This window comes from Microbulbifer flavimaris (genome assembly GCF_001641755.2).
Classification (GTDB): Bacteria; Pseudomonadota; Gammaproteobacteria; order Pseudomonadales; family Cellvibrionaceae; genus Microbulbifer; species Microbulbifer flavimaris.
In genome coordinates this window covers 503,500-518,735 of sequence record NZ_LRFG02000003.1, presented here as the reverse complement: position 1 = coordinate 518,735, position 15,236 = coordinate 503,500, and the positions used below count along the sequence as shown (strand labels likewise).

Annotated in this window: 12 protein-coding genes; 3 read left to right on the top strand and 9 right to left on the bottom strand. The window is 62.9% G+C overall.

What is annotated here, in order from left to right; all coding sequences use genetic code 11:
* Positions 1-90 precede the first annotated feature (90 nt).
* Positions 91-978, bottom strand: a complete 888-nt coding sequence (locus tag AWR36_RS11410) for a LysR family transcriptional regulator (protein WP_067084910.1) — start codon at positions 976-978, stop codon at positions 91-93.
* A 153-nt stretch (positions 979-1,131) separates the two neighbouring features.
* On the opposite strand from AWR36_RS11410, the gene AWR36_RS11405 reads away from it, so the two are divergent.
* The 3 genes from AWR36_RS11405 (at position 1,132) to AWR36_RS11395 (ending at position 5,295) form a co-directional block, all read left to right on the top strand.
* On the top strand, positions 1,132-2,001 hold the full coding sequence (locus AWR36_RS11405) for a pirin family protein (RefSeq protein WP_067084907.1): 870 nt from the start codon (positions 1,132-1,134) through the stop codon (positions 1,999-2,001).
* 82 nt (positions 2,002-2,083) lie between these two features.
* The gene (locus AWR36_RS11400) at positions 2,084-3,379 is read left to right on the top strand and encodes a cation:proton antiporter (protein WP_067084904.1); all 1,296 of its coding nucleotides are present in this window, start codon (positions 2,084-2,086) and stop codon (positions 3,377-3,379) included.
* A 56-nt stretch (positions 3,380-3,435) separates the two neighbouring features.
* Positions 3,436-5,295, top strand: a complete 1,860-nt coding sequence (locus AWR36_RS11395) for a monovalent cation:proton antiporter-2 (CPA2) family protein (RefSeq protein ID WP_067084902.1) — start codon at positions 3,436-3,438, stop codon at positions 5,293-5,295.
* A gap of 11 nt (positions 5,296-5,306) precedes the next feature.
* Here AWR36_RS11395 and AWR36_RS11390 read toward each other — a convergent pair whose 3' ends face one another.
* From AWR36_RS11390 to glmU, 8 genes are all read right to left on the bottom strand, one after another.
* Positions 5,307-6,137 (bottom strand): class II aldolase/adducin family protein, encoded by an 831-nt coding sequence (locus tag AWR36_RS11390; protein ID WP_082679558.1) that lies wholly within the window; start codon positions 6,135-6,137, stop codon positions 5,307-5,309.
* Positions 6,138-6,350: 213 nt separating this feature from the next.
* A complete protein-coding gene (locus AWR36_RS11385) occupies positions 6,351-7,232 on the bottom strand; it encodes an alpha/beta hydrolase (protein WP_067084899.1) in 882 nt (293 codons plus the stop codon).
* A 215-nt stretch (positions 7,233-7,447) separates the two neighbouring features.
* Positions 7,448-9,277, bottom strand: a complete 1,830-nt coding sequence (gene glmS / locus AWR36_RS11380) for a glutamine--fructose-6-phosphate transaminase (isomerizing) (RefSeq protein ID WP_067084897.1) — start codon at positions 9,275-9,277, stop codon at positions 7,448-7,450.
* Between the two features lie 90 nt (positions 9,278-9,367).
* Positions 9,368-10,138: a DeoR/GlpR family DNA-binding transcription regulator gene (locus tag AWR36_RS11375; protein ID WP_067084895.1), complete on the bottom strand. Its 771-nt coding sequence runs from the start codon at positions 10,136-10,138 to the stop codon at positions 9,368-9,370.
* A gap of 72 nt (positions 10,139-10,210) precedes the next feature.
* Complete coding sequence (locus AWR36_RS11370) at positions 10,211-11,380, bottom strand: dihydrolipoamide acetyltransferase family protein (protein ID WP_067084893.1); 1,170 nt, start codon at positions 11,378-11,380, stop codon at positions 10,211-10,213.
* Positions 11,377-12,372 (bottom strand): alpha-ketoacid dehydrogenase subunit beta, encoded by a 996-nt coding sequence (locus AWR36_RS11365; protein ID WP_067084891.1) that lies wholly within the window; start codon positions 12,370-12,372, stop codon positions 11,377-11,379. The genes AWR36_RS11370 and AWR36_RS11365 overlap by 4 nt, the downstream gene beginning before the upstream one ends.
* Entirely contained in the window at positions 12,372-13,487 is a 1,116-nt protein-coding gene (gene pdhA / locus AWR36_RS11360) for a pyruvate dehydrogenase (acetyl-transferring) E1 component subunit alpha (protein ID WP_067084889.1), read from the bottom strand. Before pdhA ends, AWR36_RS11365 begins: the two co-directional genes overlap by 1 nt.
* Before the next feature lie 363 nt (positions 13,488-13,850).
* On the bottom strand, positions 13,851-15,212 hold the full coding sequence (gene glmU / locus AWR36_RS11350; RefSeq protein WP_067084885.1) for a bifunctional UDP-N-acetylglucosamine diphosphorylase/glucosamine-1-phosphate N-acetyltransferase GlmU: 1,362 nt from the start codon (positions 15,210-15,212) through the stop codon (positions 13,851-13,853).
* Between the last annotated feature and the right edge of the window lie 24 nt (positions 15,213-15,236).

The window sequence follows — 15,236 nt, the reverse complement described above, 5'->3', positions numbered from 1 at the left end:
GGTGCCAATAGAAAGTTGCCCACAGTGTAGTTCCATGAACTGCGGTGAAAACCGCATATTTTCGTGCCTTACGTTCGATTTATTAAAACATCATTCCGGCATATACAGGCCCGAGCGCAATACATCGATCAGGAAGTGCGCGGCTGGGCCGGATTTATCACTGTCGGAATAGACCAGATACACGGTCACATTGCGCTTCCATGCTTCCTCGGTGGGGAGCGGCAGCAGCCGGTCCGCGGACAGGGACTCGCGGATGCGGGTCTCCGGCAACCAGGCAAAACCGAGCCCGCGCTCGATCAGCTCGATGGAAGTCTGCACGTTGGTGACGGTAACGCGCTGGTCGGAGCCGAGCCAGCCAGAGTCCTGGCGGTTGCGGCTGGCGGAGTCCCGCAGCACGATCTGGCGACTGCCCTTCAGGTCCTTGCGCGCCACCGGCCGGCCCAGTCGATGCAGCGGGTGATCCGGGTGGGCCACTGGCAGGAAACGCACCACCGACACCGGCTCGCCGACAAACCCCTGTGGCACGCGCGCCGAGAGAATGAAATCCGCCTCCTGTTGCAGGAGCAGCTCTTCTGCACCGGAGAGTACCGTCTCGCGTACCTCGAGCCGGGTATGGGGAAACTCCTCGGCGAAGCGCTCGATGGCATTGAACAGGCAGTCGTAATCGAAGATCACATCCACCGCGATGGTCAGCGCGGCCTCGCGCCCAACCGCCAGGCTCGAAGCCACGCCCTCCAGCGCCTCGGCCTCATTCAGCAGCCCGCCCGCCCGGGACAGAAGGATGCGCCCGGCATCGGTGAGTTCCGCCTTGCGACCGCGCACCTCCAGCAGATCCACCCCCAGGCTCTCCTGCAATTTATGCACTGCGTGGTTGATGGAAGACTGGCTCTTGTGCACCGCCTGGGCGGCCTGGGAAAAGCCGCCGTGTTCGACGACGGACTGGAACATGCGCCACTGCTCTAGGGTGACCTTGGGCATTTGAGCTCCCTGCTTTCTCGAAGTGCGGCCGGGATCAGCGGCCGCGAAGCGGTTTATTTTCCGATGCAGTCGAACATATAGGGCGATTTTTTGCCATTTTCAATCGAATCCATCGTTTTATACTCAGAAAAATTTCATCGGGGAGGTGTAACCATGAACAAACTCTCGCTTCTTCCGGGGGCGCGCCCACTGGCACGGGCCCTGGCCAGCCAGGCCTCCGCCGACGGCGCCGGCGTAAAGATCCAGCGCGTGGCCGGTTTCCAGAGCCCGGACTTCAGTCCGTTCCTGATGCTGGATGAAATCCGCTCCGAGAATGCTGACGACTATATCGCTGGTTTCCCGCCCCACCCGCACCGGGGTATAGAAACACTGACCTACATGCTGAACGGCGAGTTCGAGCACCAGGATCACCTGGGTAACCGCGGCGCCGTCTCCACCGGCGGTGCGCAGTGGATGCGTGCCGGCCGCGGCATCATTCACTCGGAGATGCCTGCCCAGGGTGAGGGCGGGATGCACGGCTTCCAGCTGTGGATCAACATGGCTGCGGCCAACAAGATGGACGCCCCCACCTGGCGGGATATCCAGGGTGGTGACATCCCGGAAGTATCGCTGGACGACAGTGGCTCCCTGGCGCGACTGATCGCAGGCAGCTGGCAAGTAGGCAGGGAAACCTATTCGGCGCCACTGACGGAAACCGCAGCCAACGCATCGGTGGCCGACCTGCGGCTGGGGGCGGATGCGGAGGTGACCCTGCCGCTGCCCGCGGAGCATTCCGTGCTGGTGTTTATCTATCGCGGCGGGCTGGTTTCCGAACGCGGGCCGATTGGACGGGGCAACATGTTGTTGTATGGCGGCGGGGAGTCGCTACAATTGCGCGCCGACGGGGAGGGGGCCGGTCTACTGTGCCTGCACGGCATGCCACTCAACGAACCGGTGGTGCATTACGGTCCCTTCGTAATGAACAGCCGCGAGCAAATCGAGCAGACCCTGCGCGACTACAATAACGGCACCCTCGCCACCTGAGCGGCCGCGGCTTCACTGCGGCATCGACCTTAACCGGCGCATGTTTGCGCCGGTATCCTGCTGCAATGGAGTCGCACGCCCTATGGAAGCCTATTACACGTTTTGTTTTCTAGCGGCGATTTCCGTATTCCTCGGCTTCCTCAACCAGTATGTACTCCGCGCGCAGACTACCATCGCCATCACCGCCGGCGCCCTGGCGCTGTCTCTGCTGGTGACCGGTCTGGGCAAGATCGGCATCCTGGAACTGCGCGACTGGGCCGACCAGCTGCTGCCCCTGCTCAACCTGCAGGACCTGCTGCTGAAAGGCATGCTGGGTTTCCTGCTATTCGCCGGCAGCCTGCATATCGATCTGCTGATGCTGCGCAACCAGCGCCTGGAAATCAGCTTGCTGGCAGTGGTGGGTACGCTGATCTCCACCTTTGTGGTGGGCGCACTGCTTTACGGGTTCCTGGGTTTCCTCGGCTTGCCGGTGGCGTTTGTCTACTGCCTGCTGTTTGGCGCCCTGATTTCCCCCACCGACCCCATCGCCGTACTGGCGATCCTGAAAAGCCTGAAAGCGCCGGAACAGGTAGCGATCCAGGTGGAAGGGGAGTCCCTGTTCAACGATGGTTTCGGCCTGGTGGTGTTCGCGGTGATCTACGCTCTCGCTTTCGAGGGGGCGGATCCCACGGTGCCGGCGGTAGCGGAGCTGTTCGCGGTGGAGGCGGTCGGTGGCGTGGTGCTGGGCCTGCTGATCGGCGGCCTGTTCCACTACCTGATCTGCGCCACCAATGACCACAGCCTGGAGTTGTTGCTGACCCTGGTGATTCCCACTGCCGGCTTTGCCCTGGCCAATATCCTCGGCGTGTCCGGAGCCCTGGCCATGGTGGTCAGCGGTATCATCATCGGCAATTTTACCCGCGAGCAGGGCTTTTCCCGGGTCAGCCAGCACGAGCTGGACAACTTCTGGAGCATTACCGAGGACTTCCTCAACGGACTGCTGTTTATGTTGGTGGGGCTGTTCCTGATCACGATCGATTTCGGCTCCATCGATTACATCCTGATGGCGGCCGCCGTGGTCATCGTGCTGCTGGGCCGGGTCACCGCCGTCAGCGTACCGTTTCTCTTCCTGAAGAGGCGGCGCCGCTACCACCCCTACAGTGAGCGCATCCTGATCTGGGGCGGGCTGCGCGGCGGCCTGGCACTGGCGCTGGCGATGTCCATCCCCGCCGGGCATATTGCCATCGGCGACCAGGACTTGCGCCACTTGTGGGTGGTGATGACCTATGGCGTGGTAGTCTTCTCCATCGTCGTACAGGGCTCCACCATCGGGCCGCTGATCAGGCGCAGCCGCGCCGTGGCGGAGCCAGAAACGGCAGCAGCCGAACCGGCCCACTGAGCTCCACGCGAACACCGAAGCAAGTCCCGATACAAAAAAGATTCAAACAAAGACCTATGGAACACAGCAGCTTTCTATTTGAGGCGGTGATTTACCTCGCCGCCGCCGTCATCGCAGTGCCCCTGGCCACCCGCCTGGGATTGGGTTCCGTACTGGGCTACCTGATTGCCGGTGTCGCCATTGGCCCCCACGCCCTGGGCCTCGTCGGCGACGCAACGGAAGAGATGCACGTGGCGGAATTCGGTGTCGCGCTGATGCTGTTCCTGATCGGCTTGGAACTGCAGCCACGCAAGCTCTGGCGCATGCGCGGCGCCATCTTTGGCACCGGCAGTGCGCAGCTGTTGCTGACAGCGGCGGCGATCGCCGCGGTGGCACTGCTGATCTTCGAGCAGAGCTGGCGCCCGGCGGTGGCCATCGGCCTGATCCTGGCGCTCTCCTCGACCGCCATCGTCCTCCAGTCCCTGACCGAGAAGGGACTGCTGCGCACCGAGGGTGGACGCGGTGCTTTCTCGGTGCTGCTGTTTCAGGATATCGCCGTGATTCCCATTCTGGCGCTGCTGCCTCTGCTGGCCGGCAACCAGCCGGAGCTGCATGCCGGGGGACTCAGCGGCTGGCGCTACGCGCTGGCTGTGATCGGCACCATGGCGGCGTTCGTGCTGGCGGGGCGCTACCTGCTGGGGCCCCTGTTGCGGCTGGTGGCGGGCAGCCAGTTGCGCGAGATGTTTACGGTCACCTCCCTGTTGATTGTGGTGGGCGCGGCAGCGGTGATGATCTGGCTCGACCTGTCACCGGCCCTGGGTACCTTTATGGCCGGTGTGATCCTGGCGGAGAGCGAATTCCGCCACGAGCTGGAGGCGGATATCCAGCCGTTCAAAGGGTTGCTGCTGGGGCTCTTTTTCATCGCCGTGGGCGCCAGTGTCAATTTCAACCTGATCGCCCAGTACCCGATGCTGTTGCTGGCACTGGTAGTACTGCTGGTGATAGTTAAATTTGCCGTGCTGTTCACCCTGGCGCGGGTTACCCGCATGTCCAGGGGAGAGGACTGGCTGTTTGCGCTGTCACTGGCGCAGGCGGGTGAATTTGGTTTCGTGCTGGTGTCCTTCGCCAGCCAGCGGCAGGTGCTGGAAGCGACCACCGCCAACCTGCTGGTGGTGGTGATTGCCCTGTCCATGGCGCTGACACCGATCCTGCTACTCGTTTACGAACAGTTCGTGCAACCCCGTTACCTGCGCGGTGGCAGCACCGAGCGGGAGAAAGAGGAGGCGCACCCGCAGGACCACGGCTCGCCCGTGATCATCATCGGTTACGGCCGCTTCGGCCAGATTGCCGGGCGCCTGCTGAACGCCTGCGGCTTTGAGACGACGCTGCTGGAGCGCAATGCGGAACAGCTGGATCTGGTGCGCCGCTATGGCATCAAGGCCTATTACGGCGATGCCTCACGGGAGGAGTTGCTGGAGGCAGCCGGAGCCAAAAACGCCAAGCTGGTGATTCTGACCCTGAGCGATCAGGCGGCATCCCTGGAGATCGTCGCCCAGCTCCGCAAGCACTTCCCGCACATAACCATCCTCGCCCGTGCCCGCAACCGCATGCACCAGTACGCGTTGATGGAGGCAGGGGTGAAGTACATTTTCCGCGAGACGGTGGATTCGGCCATCTCTATCGGTGAGACGGCGCTGCAATTACTGGGTCTATCGCCCCTGCAGGCCCGCCGCGCCGCGCGCAAGTTCAAGCAGCACGATCAGCGCATGCTGGAATCCCTGTTCCCGTATTGGCGCGACGAGTCCCAGCACATCGCGAAGACCAAGATCTATCGCGAACAGCTGCTGCAGGCGTTGAAGGAAGATCGCCGCGACCGCGACCTGCATCTGGATCACCACTGGGACCAGGACGACGCGAACAGCAAGCCGGGTTTGTGAGACCAGTCAGCTCAGTCGAACATATCCGGCTGCTCGGCGCAGATGGTGTCAAATAGCGGCTGGAAGCTGAACATCCCCGCCAGTTCAGTACCCACTACGGCGCGGGTGCGGATCGCCGCCTCCGGTTCAATCAACCGGGGGGTGCCGGCCGCCTCCGCCAGTAATTGCGCCTGGCAGCTGCGCTCCATGGTGATATACCACCAGGCGGCCTCATCCACACTCTTGCCCACCGTCAGCAAGCCATGGTTCTGCAGGATCAGCGCCTTTTTCTGGCCCAACGCCTGCACCAGCGCTTCTCCCTCGCCCATTTCCAGCACCACGCCAGAGAAAGTCTCCAGGAGTGCATGATCGTCGTAGAAAGCACAGGCATCCTGGGTGATCGGATCCAGCAGGCGTCCCAGCGATGACCACGCCTTGCCATACAGGGAATGGGCATGGGCGGCGGCCACCACGTCCGGGCGCATTCTGTGAATATGGGAGTGAATAGTGAAAGCAGCGCCATTGAGGAAGCCATCTCCTTCCACCACCTCGCCGGCGTGATTGACCAGCAGCAGTTGGGATTGGCGAATGCGCTTAAAGGAGACACCCATGGGATTTACCCAGAAATGATCCTCGAGCAGCGGATCGCGCACGGTAATATGTCCGGCCACCCCCTCGTCAAAACCGAACTTGCCGAACAGGCGAAAGGCCGCTGTGAGCTTGCGTTTGCGCTCCAGGCGGATCTCCTCCGGCGGCTGGGAAGGCTCCCCCAGCAAAACACTGACATCGCCATTCATCACCGCCGCGTTGGTATCCGACGGTCCGGATGGCTTTTTATCGGTTTTCGCTTCTGCAGTGCTCATACCCCGGCCCTCTTATGATGGTTTGCCGAGCGCTGGTTATAGCATGGCGGTTTTATGGGCGGCGACAGGGTGTAAGTAGATGGCGCAATAAAGCACTCTGGCACTTTTGTGCGGGCACTGATTTCTCACGAGAGGAAGTTTGGAGGACAGCCAGGAGGGAGATGGTCAGGCAGAAGTTGCCGGGCCCGATTCGCCGATGATCGACCGGGTCCGTCACCGCGCAACAACGGCTTGTTCTTTTGCGTGCTGGTCAAAGAATGCCAGCATGTCGTGTTCGACCGGCGCTGTATCTCTCAGAATCCAGCTCAGGGCGCCGATGATGTCGATATGATCGACGTCGTCATAGATCCGCGCCTCGACAATGCCGCCGGTGGATTCAATCTTGGCACGCAGGCGGTTGAGGTTGCGTTGGATCACCTGCTCGTCGTCGGCGCCGTGCAGTAACAACATTGGCGGCTGGCGGCCGTCGACAAAAGTCGGCACCTGCATATTGGGATAGTTGGCGGGCGGGCCGAAAATGTCTTTCAAGTCCTCCGCCTCGGGGATGAAATCATAGGGGCCGGCGAGTCCGGCAAAGGCGGTGATGATCGCGGTTGTCTTGCCCTCGGCCTGCAGGTAATCCGAATTGACGGCAATCAGCGCCCCCATATGTGCACCCGACGAGTGGCCCGATAGATAGAAACGGGACCTATCGCCGCCATATTTACGGATATGGTCATAAATCCATGCGACCGCTTTGGCTCCATCCTCGACAAAGGACGGAAACTTTACCTGCGGGTATTTGGCGTAATCCGGCAGAACCACCACATAGCCGGCATCGGAAAATGTTTTGGCGACAAACGCGTACTGCGCTTTGTTACCGAAGCTCCAGCGCCCACCATAGAAAAAAACCAGCACCGGTGCCGGCGTACTGGTCTTCTCGGGCAGATAGATATCCAGCTTTTGCCACGGCTGCGGGCCATAACTGATGTCCCGATGGATTTCCCGATCGCCGAAGGTCACCGGCAGGTTGGCCAGAAAAAAAGCACTGGATGAACATGCCGCCGTGAAAATCATTGCGAGCCCTGTCAGCAGGGCGAGGATGAGCCTCGGCATCAGTGCATGTTTTCCCTTTCAAGTTTGGACAAAGCATAGACGGGGCCAAAAGCCGCGGGCTCGGGGATGTCGCGCGCGACCATTGGCGCCCGGGCCACGGTGGCAAGGAGAGTCAACACCCTGGCGGCTGTTGGCAGCATCGGGCCTCTCCCTGTGAAGCAATATCGAGCACTGGGGCTGCGCCGTCGCTGCCCCATCCGGCACCTGTCGCGACGCTACTCCACGGTGACCGACTTGGCCAGATTGCGCGGCTGGTCCACGTCCGTACCCTTGAGCAGGGCCACGTGATAACTGAGCAACTGCAGGGGCACAGTGTAGAGAATCGGGTGCAGGCTCTCGGGGGCGTCGGGCACTTCCACCACGGTGATGCCCGGCTCGCTGGTAAAACCCGCCTGCGGGCTGGCAAACACAAACAGCTCGCCGCCGCGGGCGCGCACTTCCTGCAGGTTGGACTTCAGCTTTTCCAGCAGCTCGTCATTGGGGGCGACCACCACCACTGGCATGTCCGCATCCACCAGTGCCAGCGGGCCGTGCTTGAGCTCACCGGCCGGATAGGCCTCGGCGTGGATGTAGGAGATTTCCTTCAGCTTCAGCGCGCCTTCCAGTGCAATGGGGTATTCGACACCGCGTCCCAGGAACAGGGCGTGATGCTTCTCGGCAAAAGCCTCACTGGTGTCCTGCACTTTCCTGTCCAGGCCGGTAAAGGCCTCCATCAGGTCGGGTAATTGATGCAGGGCCTTGACCAGCTCCGCTTCCCGCTCCGTCGCCAGTCCATTGGCTTTGGCCAGGGCAATGCAGAACAGTTGCAGCGCCACCAGCTGGGTGGTGAAAGCCTTGGTGGAGGCGACGCCGATCTCCGGCCCCGCCTCGGTCATCAGGGACAGCTCCGACTCCCGTACCAGGGAGCTGTTGGGCACATTGCAGATGGTCATGGAAGCCAGGTAGCCCAGTTCCTTGGCCTGACGCAGGGCCGCCAGGGTGTCTGCGGTCTCCCCGGACTGGGAAATGGTGACGAACAAAGTGCCAGGACGCACCGCTGTCTTGCGGTAGCGAATCTCGCTGGCCACTTCCACGGAGCAGGGGATACCGGCCCAGTCCTCCAGCCAGTAGCGGGCTACCAGGCCGGCGTGGTAGCTGGTGCCACAGGCGACGATCTGCACCTGTTTCACCTCCGGCAGGATCTCGTTGGCGCGGGCGCCCAGGGCTTCCGGCAGCACCGTCTCCGCGCCGATGCGCCCGGCCATGGTCGCGGCTACCACTGCCGGCTGCTCGAAAATCTCCTTTTGCATATAGTGCCGGTAGCGGCCCTTGTCGGCAGCATCGTGGCCGCCATCCAGCTTGTTGACCGGGCGACTCACTTCCTGGCCGTTCTTGTCGCACACGGCGATACCGGCGAGAGTGACTTCGGCCACATCACCCTCTTCCAAGAAGATAAAGCGATCCGTCACCTGGCGCAGGGCCATGGGGTCGGAGGCGATGAAGTTCTCCTCAATACCCACACCGATGACCAGCGGGCTGCCGGAGCGGGCGCAGATCAACACATCGGGCTCCCGGGCGCTGATCACGCCCAGGGCATAGGCGCCGTCGAGGCGCTCCGTGGCCGCCGTCACTGCCGCCTGCAGGTCGCGGCCCTCGTCGGCCAGCGCATGGATCAGGTGCACCACCACTTCGGTGTCAGTCTCGGAAATGAACTGATAACCAAGCCCTTTCAGCTCCTCGCGCAGGGCCTGGTGGTTTTCGATGATGCCATTGTGGACCAGGGCGAAGTCGCCGGACACATGTGGATGGGAGTTTTTGTCCGACGGTGCACCGTGGGTGGCCCAGCGGGTGTGGGCAATACCCAGGCGACCCGCGGCTGGGCTTGCGGCGAGACGTGCCTCCAGGTCGGCGACCTTGCCCTCACTCTTGCGCAGCTGCAGCTGGCCATCGCTGTCGAGGAGGCAGACGCCGGCGGAGTCGTAACCGCGGTATTCCAGGCGGCGCAGGCCCTCCAGCAGGATTTCAGTGACATTGCGCTGGGCCAGCGCTCCGACGATTCCACACATAGTCAGAAACCTCTTCACATCCGGGCGGCTGATCTGTGGAGCCACCCGTTCAAAACATAATTAATCAGCGCAGGCCCTTTCGGCTCTGTGCTAGGTGTAAGCACTCACTTCGGCACAAATCAACTTCACGCCGAGGGACTCGATAGCGGCAGCCGTAGCGTCATCGAGGCCGGCGTCAGTCACCAGGGTAGAGACACTCTCCCAGGGCAGCTCCAGGTTGGGAATGCGCCGCCCCACTTTGCTGGACTCCGCCAGCACCACCACCTCGCGGGCCACGTCCGCCATCACCCGGGACAGGCCGATCTGCTCGTTGAAGGTGCAGGTGCCGCGGTCGAGATCAATGCCATCGGCGCCGATAAAGGCGCGGTCGAAGTCGTAACCGCGCAGCACCTGCTCCGCCACCCGGCCCTGGAAGGCCTCGAAATGCGGGTCCCAGGTACCGCCTGTCATCAGCAGGGTGGGTTCGTTTTCCAGCTCCCGCAGGGCGTTGGCCACGTGCAGGGAATTGGTCATCACCACCAGGCCGCGCTTGTGATTCAGCTCGGGGATCATTGCTGCGGTGGTACGGCCATAGTCGATCACGATGCGGTGGTGATCCGGGATCAACGCCGCGGCGGCGCGGCCGATGGCGCGTTTGACCTCTGACGGCGCCTCCTCGATCACCAGCTCCCGCGGTACCGGGATAGCCCCGCCGTGGCGGCGCAGCAGCAGACCGTGGTTCTCCATCGCCGTCAGATCCTTGCGAATCGTAACCTCGGAGGTTTCGAACCGGCGCGCCAGTTCCTCGACGCTCGCCTCGCCATTTTCCGTCACCACCGCCAGTATCTGGTGGCGGCGCTGCTGGGTATTGCGTTTCGACATGCCATCTTATCTTTCGAATCGAAACTTAAAGATAGCAAAATGAAACCGAATTGCCCACCGTGAGCCTGCCGTTTATTTCGACAATGCTGTCACCAGCGCGGCGAGAAAACGTGCCAGCTCGCCGCCGGTCACGGCGCGGTGATCAGCGCTGACGGACAGCGGCAACAGCGGTCGCACGGCGGGCTCCCCGTCGACCGGTACCACCGACTCGACCGTGCGGCCGGCGCCGACGATGGCCACGCTTGGCGGCATGACCACCGGTGTGGCAAAACGTCCGGCCAGAGCGCCGAAATTCGACAGCAATATGGTTGCCCCCTGCAGGTCCTCCCGGGCGATACCGCTATCGCTTGCCTGCTGCTTGAAGGCTGCAACCCTGTGCAGCAGTTCTTCGTCCGTGCACGCGCCAACGTCCCGCAGCACTGGCACAAATAGCCCCCTGGGCGAATCCACTGCCAGGCCGATGTTTACCGTTGGTGCGGGGATCAGGCGGTCATCCTCATACAGGGCATTGAGGTTGGGTTCCGCGGTGCAGGCAGCCTCCACTGCACGGATCAGGCGCAGGGTGGCCTGGGCGCGGCCCCACCAGCGGTGCACATCTACTTCGTCCAGCAGCGTCATGGGAGCAACCTGATCGCGGGCACGACTCATGGCCAGTGCCATCGCCCGGCGCGCCGGTGTCTGGACGTCTGCGGCCTGCTCCCGGCTCTTGCGGGAGGGTACGGCTGGCTGCGGAGCTGCTGTTGCTGCAGTTTGCGCCGCCGCCCTGACTTCATCGGCGGTAAACAGCTCCCCGGTCGGAGTCAGCTTTTCCAGATCGACACTGAGGAGCCGGGCCAGGGCCCGCACCGACGGGGTCGCACTGCGTGCGGTACTCGCCTCGGGGGCCAGTTCGGCGCCGATCAGGGTGCCCCCCGCCTGTATTCGCCCCACGACTGTGCCGGCATCGGCCGCCGCCTTCCCCTCAGCTTTTTCACTCTCCTCTTCTGGTGCAGACGGCTGGCGCACGGAATCATCGGCGAAACCAGCCAGCGGCTGACCCACTTCCAATGTCTCGTCCTCCGCTGCAAACAGCCTGGCAATGCGCCCGCCCCAGGGGGCCGGAACCTCAACCAGCGCCTTGGCGGTCTCCACGGTAACCAGTGGCTCATGGGCGGCGATAGTGTCTCCCTCCGCGACGTGCCACTCGCGGATCACCGCATCCGGCAGCCCCTCGCCGAGGTCGGGCAGTTTGAAAATCTTCACCGGGCACCTCCCGGCGGGTAGTCGAGGGTGTTTCGCACCGCCGCGGTGATGCGCTCGCAGTCGGGCAGGTAGCTGTCCTCAAGCCGATAGTAGGGCATCACCGTGTCGTAACCGGTCACCCGCTGCACCGGTGCCTTCAGGAGGTCGAAGGCATATTCATTGATCTGGGTGGCAATTTCCGCTCCCAGCCCGGCAAAGCGCGCCGCCTCATGGACCACCACACAGCGGCCGGTCTTCTCGAGGGAATCGATAATGGTATGAATATCGAGGGGTTTGAGTGTGGCCGGGTCGATCACCTCGGCCTCGATGCCGGATTCGGCGAGGATATCGGCAGCCTGCAGGGTCTCTTTTAGTGCCGCCCCCCAGGCGACCAGCGTGATATCGTCCCCCTCCCGCAAGCGGAAACAGCGATCCAGGGGCAGGGCTTCACCGCTGTCGGGGACCTCCTGGCGGACTGCGCGATAGATCCGCTTTGGTTCCAGGAACACCACCGGGTCCGGGTCCCGGATCGCCGCCAGCAGCAGGCCGTAAGCCCGGGCCGGCGATGACGGCACCACCACCCGCAGGCCGGGAATATGGGCGAAAATTGCCTCGGTACTTTCGGAGTGATGTTCCGGTGCGTGGATTCCGCCACCATAGGGCGCCCGGTAGACAATCGGGCAGGAGAGACGCCCGCGGGTTCGGTTGCGGTAGCGAGCTGCGTGGCTGAGGATATGGTCGAGCCCCGGGTAGATGAAGCCCATGAACTGAAATTCCGCCACCGGTCGCAAACCCTGCACCGCCATTCCCACAGCGATACCGGCGATCATGTTTTCCGCCAGTGGCGTATCCATGACCCGCTCGGTACCGAACCGCTGCTGCAGGCCATCGGTGGCGCGGAACACCCCGCCATTGGCCCCGATATCCTGGCCAAAGAGCACTACCCGGGCATCCGCTTCCAGCTCGTGAGCCAGTGCCTGGTTGACCGCCTCCAGCAGAGTGATTTCAGCCATCAGCCGCTCTCCCGCTCGACCCGGCGCCCGAGTTCCCGCACCTCCTGGTACTGCTCCCGCAGCGCCTCCGGCAAAGATGCGTAGAGGTGATCAAACATGGCAGTGACCGCTGCCGGCGGTCGCGACTCATAGGCGCGCAACGCGCCCTCCATGATTTCCGCCTGTTCCCGCTGCATATCGCTCTCGGCACCATCATCCCAGAGGCCCTGTTCACGCAGGTAGACCCCGAGCCGCAGCAACGGTTCCCGCGCCCACGCCTGCTCCAGCGCTTCCGGCGGGCAGTAGCGGCTGGCATCGTCCGCAGTGGTGTGATCGCACAGCCGGTAGGTCACTGCCTCGATCAGTGCCGGCCCCTCGCCACCGCGCGCCCGTTGGATAGCGTCCGAAACCGCGGTGCGCACAGCGATGATGTCATTGCCGTCCACCTGCAAGCCCTGGATGCCCGCAGCAATGGCTTTCTGGGCGATGGTGGCCGAGGCGGTCTGGGCGCTGCGGGCGACAGAGATCGCCCACTGATTGTTATTGATGATGAAAACCACCGGCAGCTTCCAGACACCGGCCAGGTTTAGCGCCTCGTAGAAATCCCCCTTGGAGGTGGCGCCGTCCCCGGCACAGGTGACTGCCACACGGGTGGGCTCATCCAGCTGGCGGTGCTTGTACTGCAAGGCAAATGCGACGCCGGCAGCGTGCAGTAGCTGGGTGGCGATGGGCACACAGAGGGGCAGGTCTTCGGCGGCATGCTGGTAATCCTGGCCGCGCTCGTCCCCGCCCCAGATGGCGAGGATTTCTTCAATTTCCACACCCCGCTCGAGCAGGGTGCCAGTCTCGCGATAGTAGGGGCAGTAGACATCGTCGGCTTGCATGGCAGAGCCCACACCAACGCCCACCGCCTCCTGGCCGAGGCTGGAAGGGTAGGTGCCCAGGCGACCGGTGCGCTGTAGCTGTACCGCGCGCTTGTCCACCAGGCGCGCCAGGTTCATCTGTCGGTAAAGGGCCTGCAGCAGATCAGGCGTGGCGGAATCCGGCAAAGCCTGGGTGGCCTGCCCCTGCTCGTCCAGGTACTGGAGAAAATGGATGTCGAATGAGGCAACCGGGTGCAGTCGCGGCTTGTGCATCGGGTTTTTCCTTATGATCCCGAAGCGCAAGTGTAGATCGGCGGGCCGGGGCGACCCGTCAGGCGGGGAGGGGATTCCCGCCGGAATTGCGATACTGCAGTGGAAGAGGACCAAAGTTGCAGAGCTCGGGTGCGGTCAGCTCGCCGGCAAATATTTAACGATCAGTTTTTTTGCTGGCGAGCTGACCGCACCCGAGCCTCACTGAAGCCGATCAAAACGAGGGGCCTTGGCTGAGATGAAGGAGCCCAGTGGTGGCCCAGGTCCAGGTAGAGACCCGGCAAAAAAACTGATCGTTAAATATTTGCCGGGTCTCTACCTGGACCTGGGCCGGCCTGACTTCAGTGCAGAACGCCTCTGGCCCTGCTACTTCTTTTTGGTCGGACGCTGCCAGCCAGTGATATTGCGCTGCTTGCCCCGCGCGACCGCCAGTTCGTCGCCGCCCACCTCGCGGGTGATGGTGGAGCCAGCACCGATGGTCGCTCCGGCCCCGACCGAAACCGGAGCCACCAGGGCGGTGTTGGAGCCGATAAAGGCGCCGTCGCCGATCTCTGTGGTGGACTTGTTCACACCGTCATAGTTACAGGTGATGGTGCCGGCACCGATATTCACACCTTCGCCAACGAGGGCATCGCCCACGTAGGAGAGGTGATTCACCTTGGAGCCGCGGCCGATCCTGGCCTTCTTGGTTTCGACAAAGTTGCCGATCTTGGCGCCGGCCGCCAGCTCGGTACCCGGGCGAAGACGCGCAAAGGGACCGATGGTGCAGGCCTCGCCCACCTCGGCCTCCTCGACGATTGAGTTGGCCTCAACCCGAGTACCGTCGGCCAGCCGACAGTTTTTCAGCAGGCAGTTGGGTCCGATCTGCACCCCTTTGCCAAGGGTGACCTCGCCTTCGAATACACAGTTGATATCGATGGAGACATCACTGTCGCATTGCAGGTTGCCGCGGATATCGATGCGTTGTGGATCCAACAGGGTGACACCTGCGTTCATCAGCGACAGAGCGCGGTTGTGCTGCAGCGCCCGCTCCATCTGCGCCTGCTGCACCCGGCTGTTCACCCCCGCCACTTCCAGCGCGTCACTGGCGCGCACGCCGGTGACCGGAATTTCCTCGCTCACAGAGCGGGCAATGACATCGGTGAGGTAGTACTCGCCCTGGGCATTCTCGTTGGACAGCTCCGGCAACCAGCGTGCCAGCAGGTCGGCGGGGGCGGCGAGGATACCGGTATTCACCTCGCGGATAGCGAGGGTGTCGGCATCCGCGTCCTTCTCCTCGACGATGGCCAGGACGCGGCCGGCGTCGTCGCGGACGATGCGGCCGTAACCGGCCGGGTTGGCCATTTCCACGGACAGCAGGGCCGGGCCCTTGTCGGAGGCACTGAGCAGGGACTGCAGGGTGCCGGTTTTCACCAGGGGCACATCACCGTACAGGACCAGCACAGTGGATCCGGCGCGGAAATTCGGGATCGCCTGGGCGACGGCATGACCGGTACCCAGCTGCTCGGTCTGCTCGACAAACTTGACCCCGCTGTCGGCGAAGCGCTCCCGCACCAGCTCGGCGCCATGGCCCACGACCACAGTAATCTCGACCTCTCCCAGCTGCTTGGCGGTATCGATGACGCGACCCAGCATGGGCACACCGCCGATAGGGTGGAGTACCTTGGGCAGGTCGGAGCGCATGCGGGTGCCTTTGCCGGCGGCGAGAATCACTACGTCGATGGTCATCGGGGGCCTTTCTGATCTAGGTGA

Excerpts from the sequence above, each read along its gene's own strand:
- AWR36_RS11410 (WP_067084910.1), bottom strand. The coding sequence starts at position 978 with ATGCCCAAGGTCACCCTAGAGCAGTGGCGCATGTTCCAGTCCGTCGTC.
- AWR36_RS11405 (WP_067084907.1), top strand. The coding sequence starts at position 1,132 with ATGAACAAACTCTCGCTTCTTCCGGGGGCGCGCCCACTGGCACGGGCC.
- AWR36_RS11400 (WP_067084904.1), top strand. The coding sequence starts at position 2,084 with ATGGAAGCCTATTACACGTTTTGTTTTCTAGCGGCGATTTCCGTATTC.
- AWR36_RS11395 (WP_067084902.1), top strand. The coding sequence starts at position 3,436 with ATGGAACACAGCAGCTTTCTATTTGAGGCGGTGATTTACCTCGCCGCC.
- AWR36_RS11390 (WP_082679558.1), bottom strand. The coding sequence starts at position 6,137 with ATGAGCACTGCAGAAGCGAAAACCGATAAAAAGCCATCCGGACCGTCG.
- AWR36_RS11385 (WP_067084899.1), bottom strand. The coding sequence starts at position 7,232 with ATGCCGAGGCTCATCCTCGCCCTGCTGACAGGGCTCGCAATGATTTTC.
- glmS (WP_067084897.1), bottom strand. The coding sequence starts at position 9,277 with ATGTGTGGAATCGTCGGAGCGCTGGCCCAGCGCAATGTCACTGAAATC.
- AWR36_RS11375 (WP_067084895.1), bottom strand. The coding sequence starts at position 10,138 with ATGTCGAAACGCAATACCCAGCAGCGCCGCCACCAGATACTGGCGGTG.
- AWR36_RS11365 (WP_067084891.1), bottom strand. The coding sequence starts at position 12,372 with ATGGCTGAAATCACTCTGCTGGAGGCGGTCAACCAGGCACTGGCTCAC.
- pdhA (WP_067084889.1), bottom strand. The coding sequence starts at position 13,487 with ATGCACAAGCCGCGACTGCACCCGGTTGCCTCATTCGACATCCATTTT.
- glmU (WP_067084885.1), bottom strand. The coding sequence starts at position 15,212 with ATGACCATCGACGTAGTGATTCTCGCCGCCGGCAAAGGCACCCGCATG.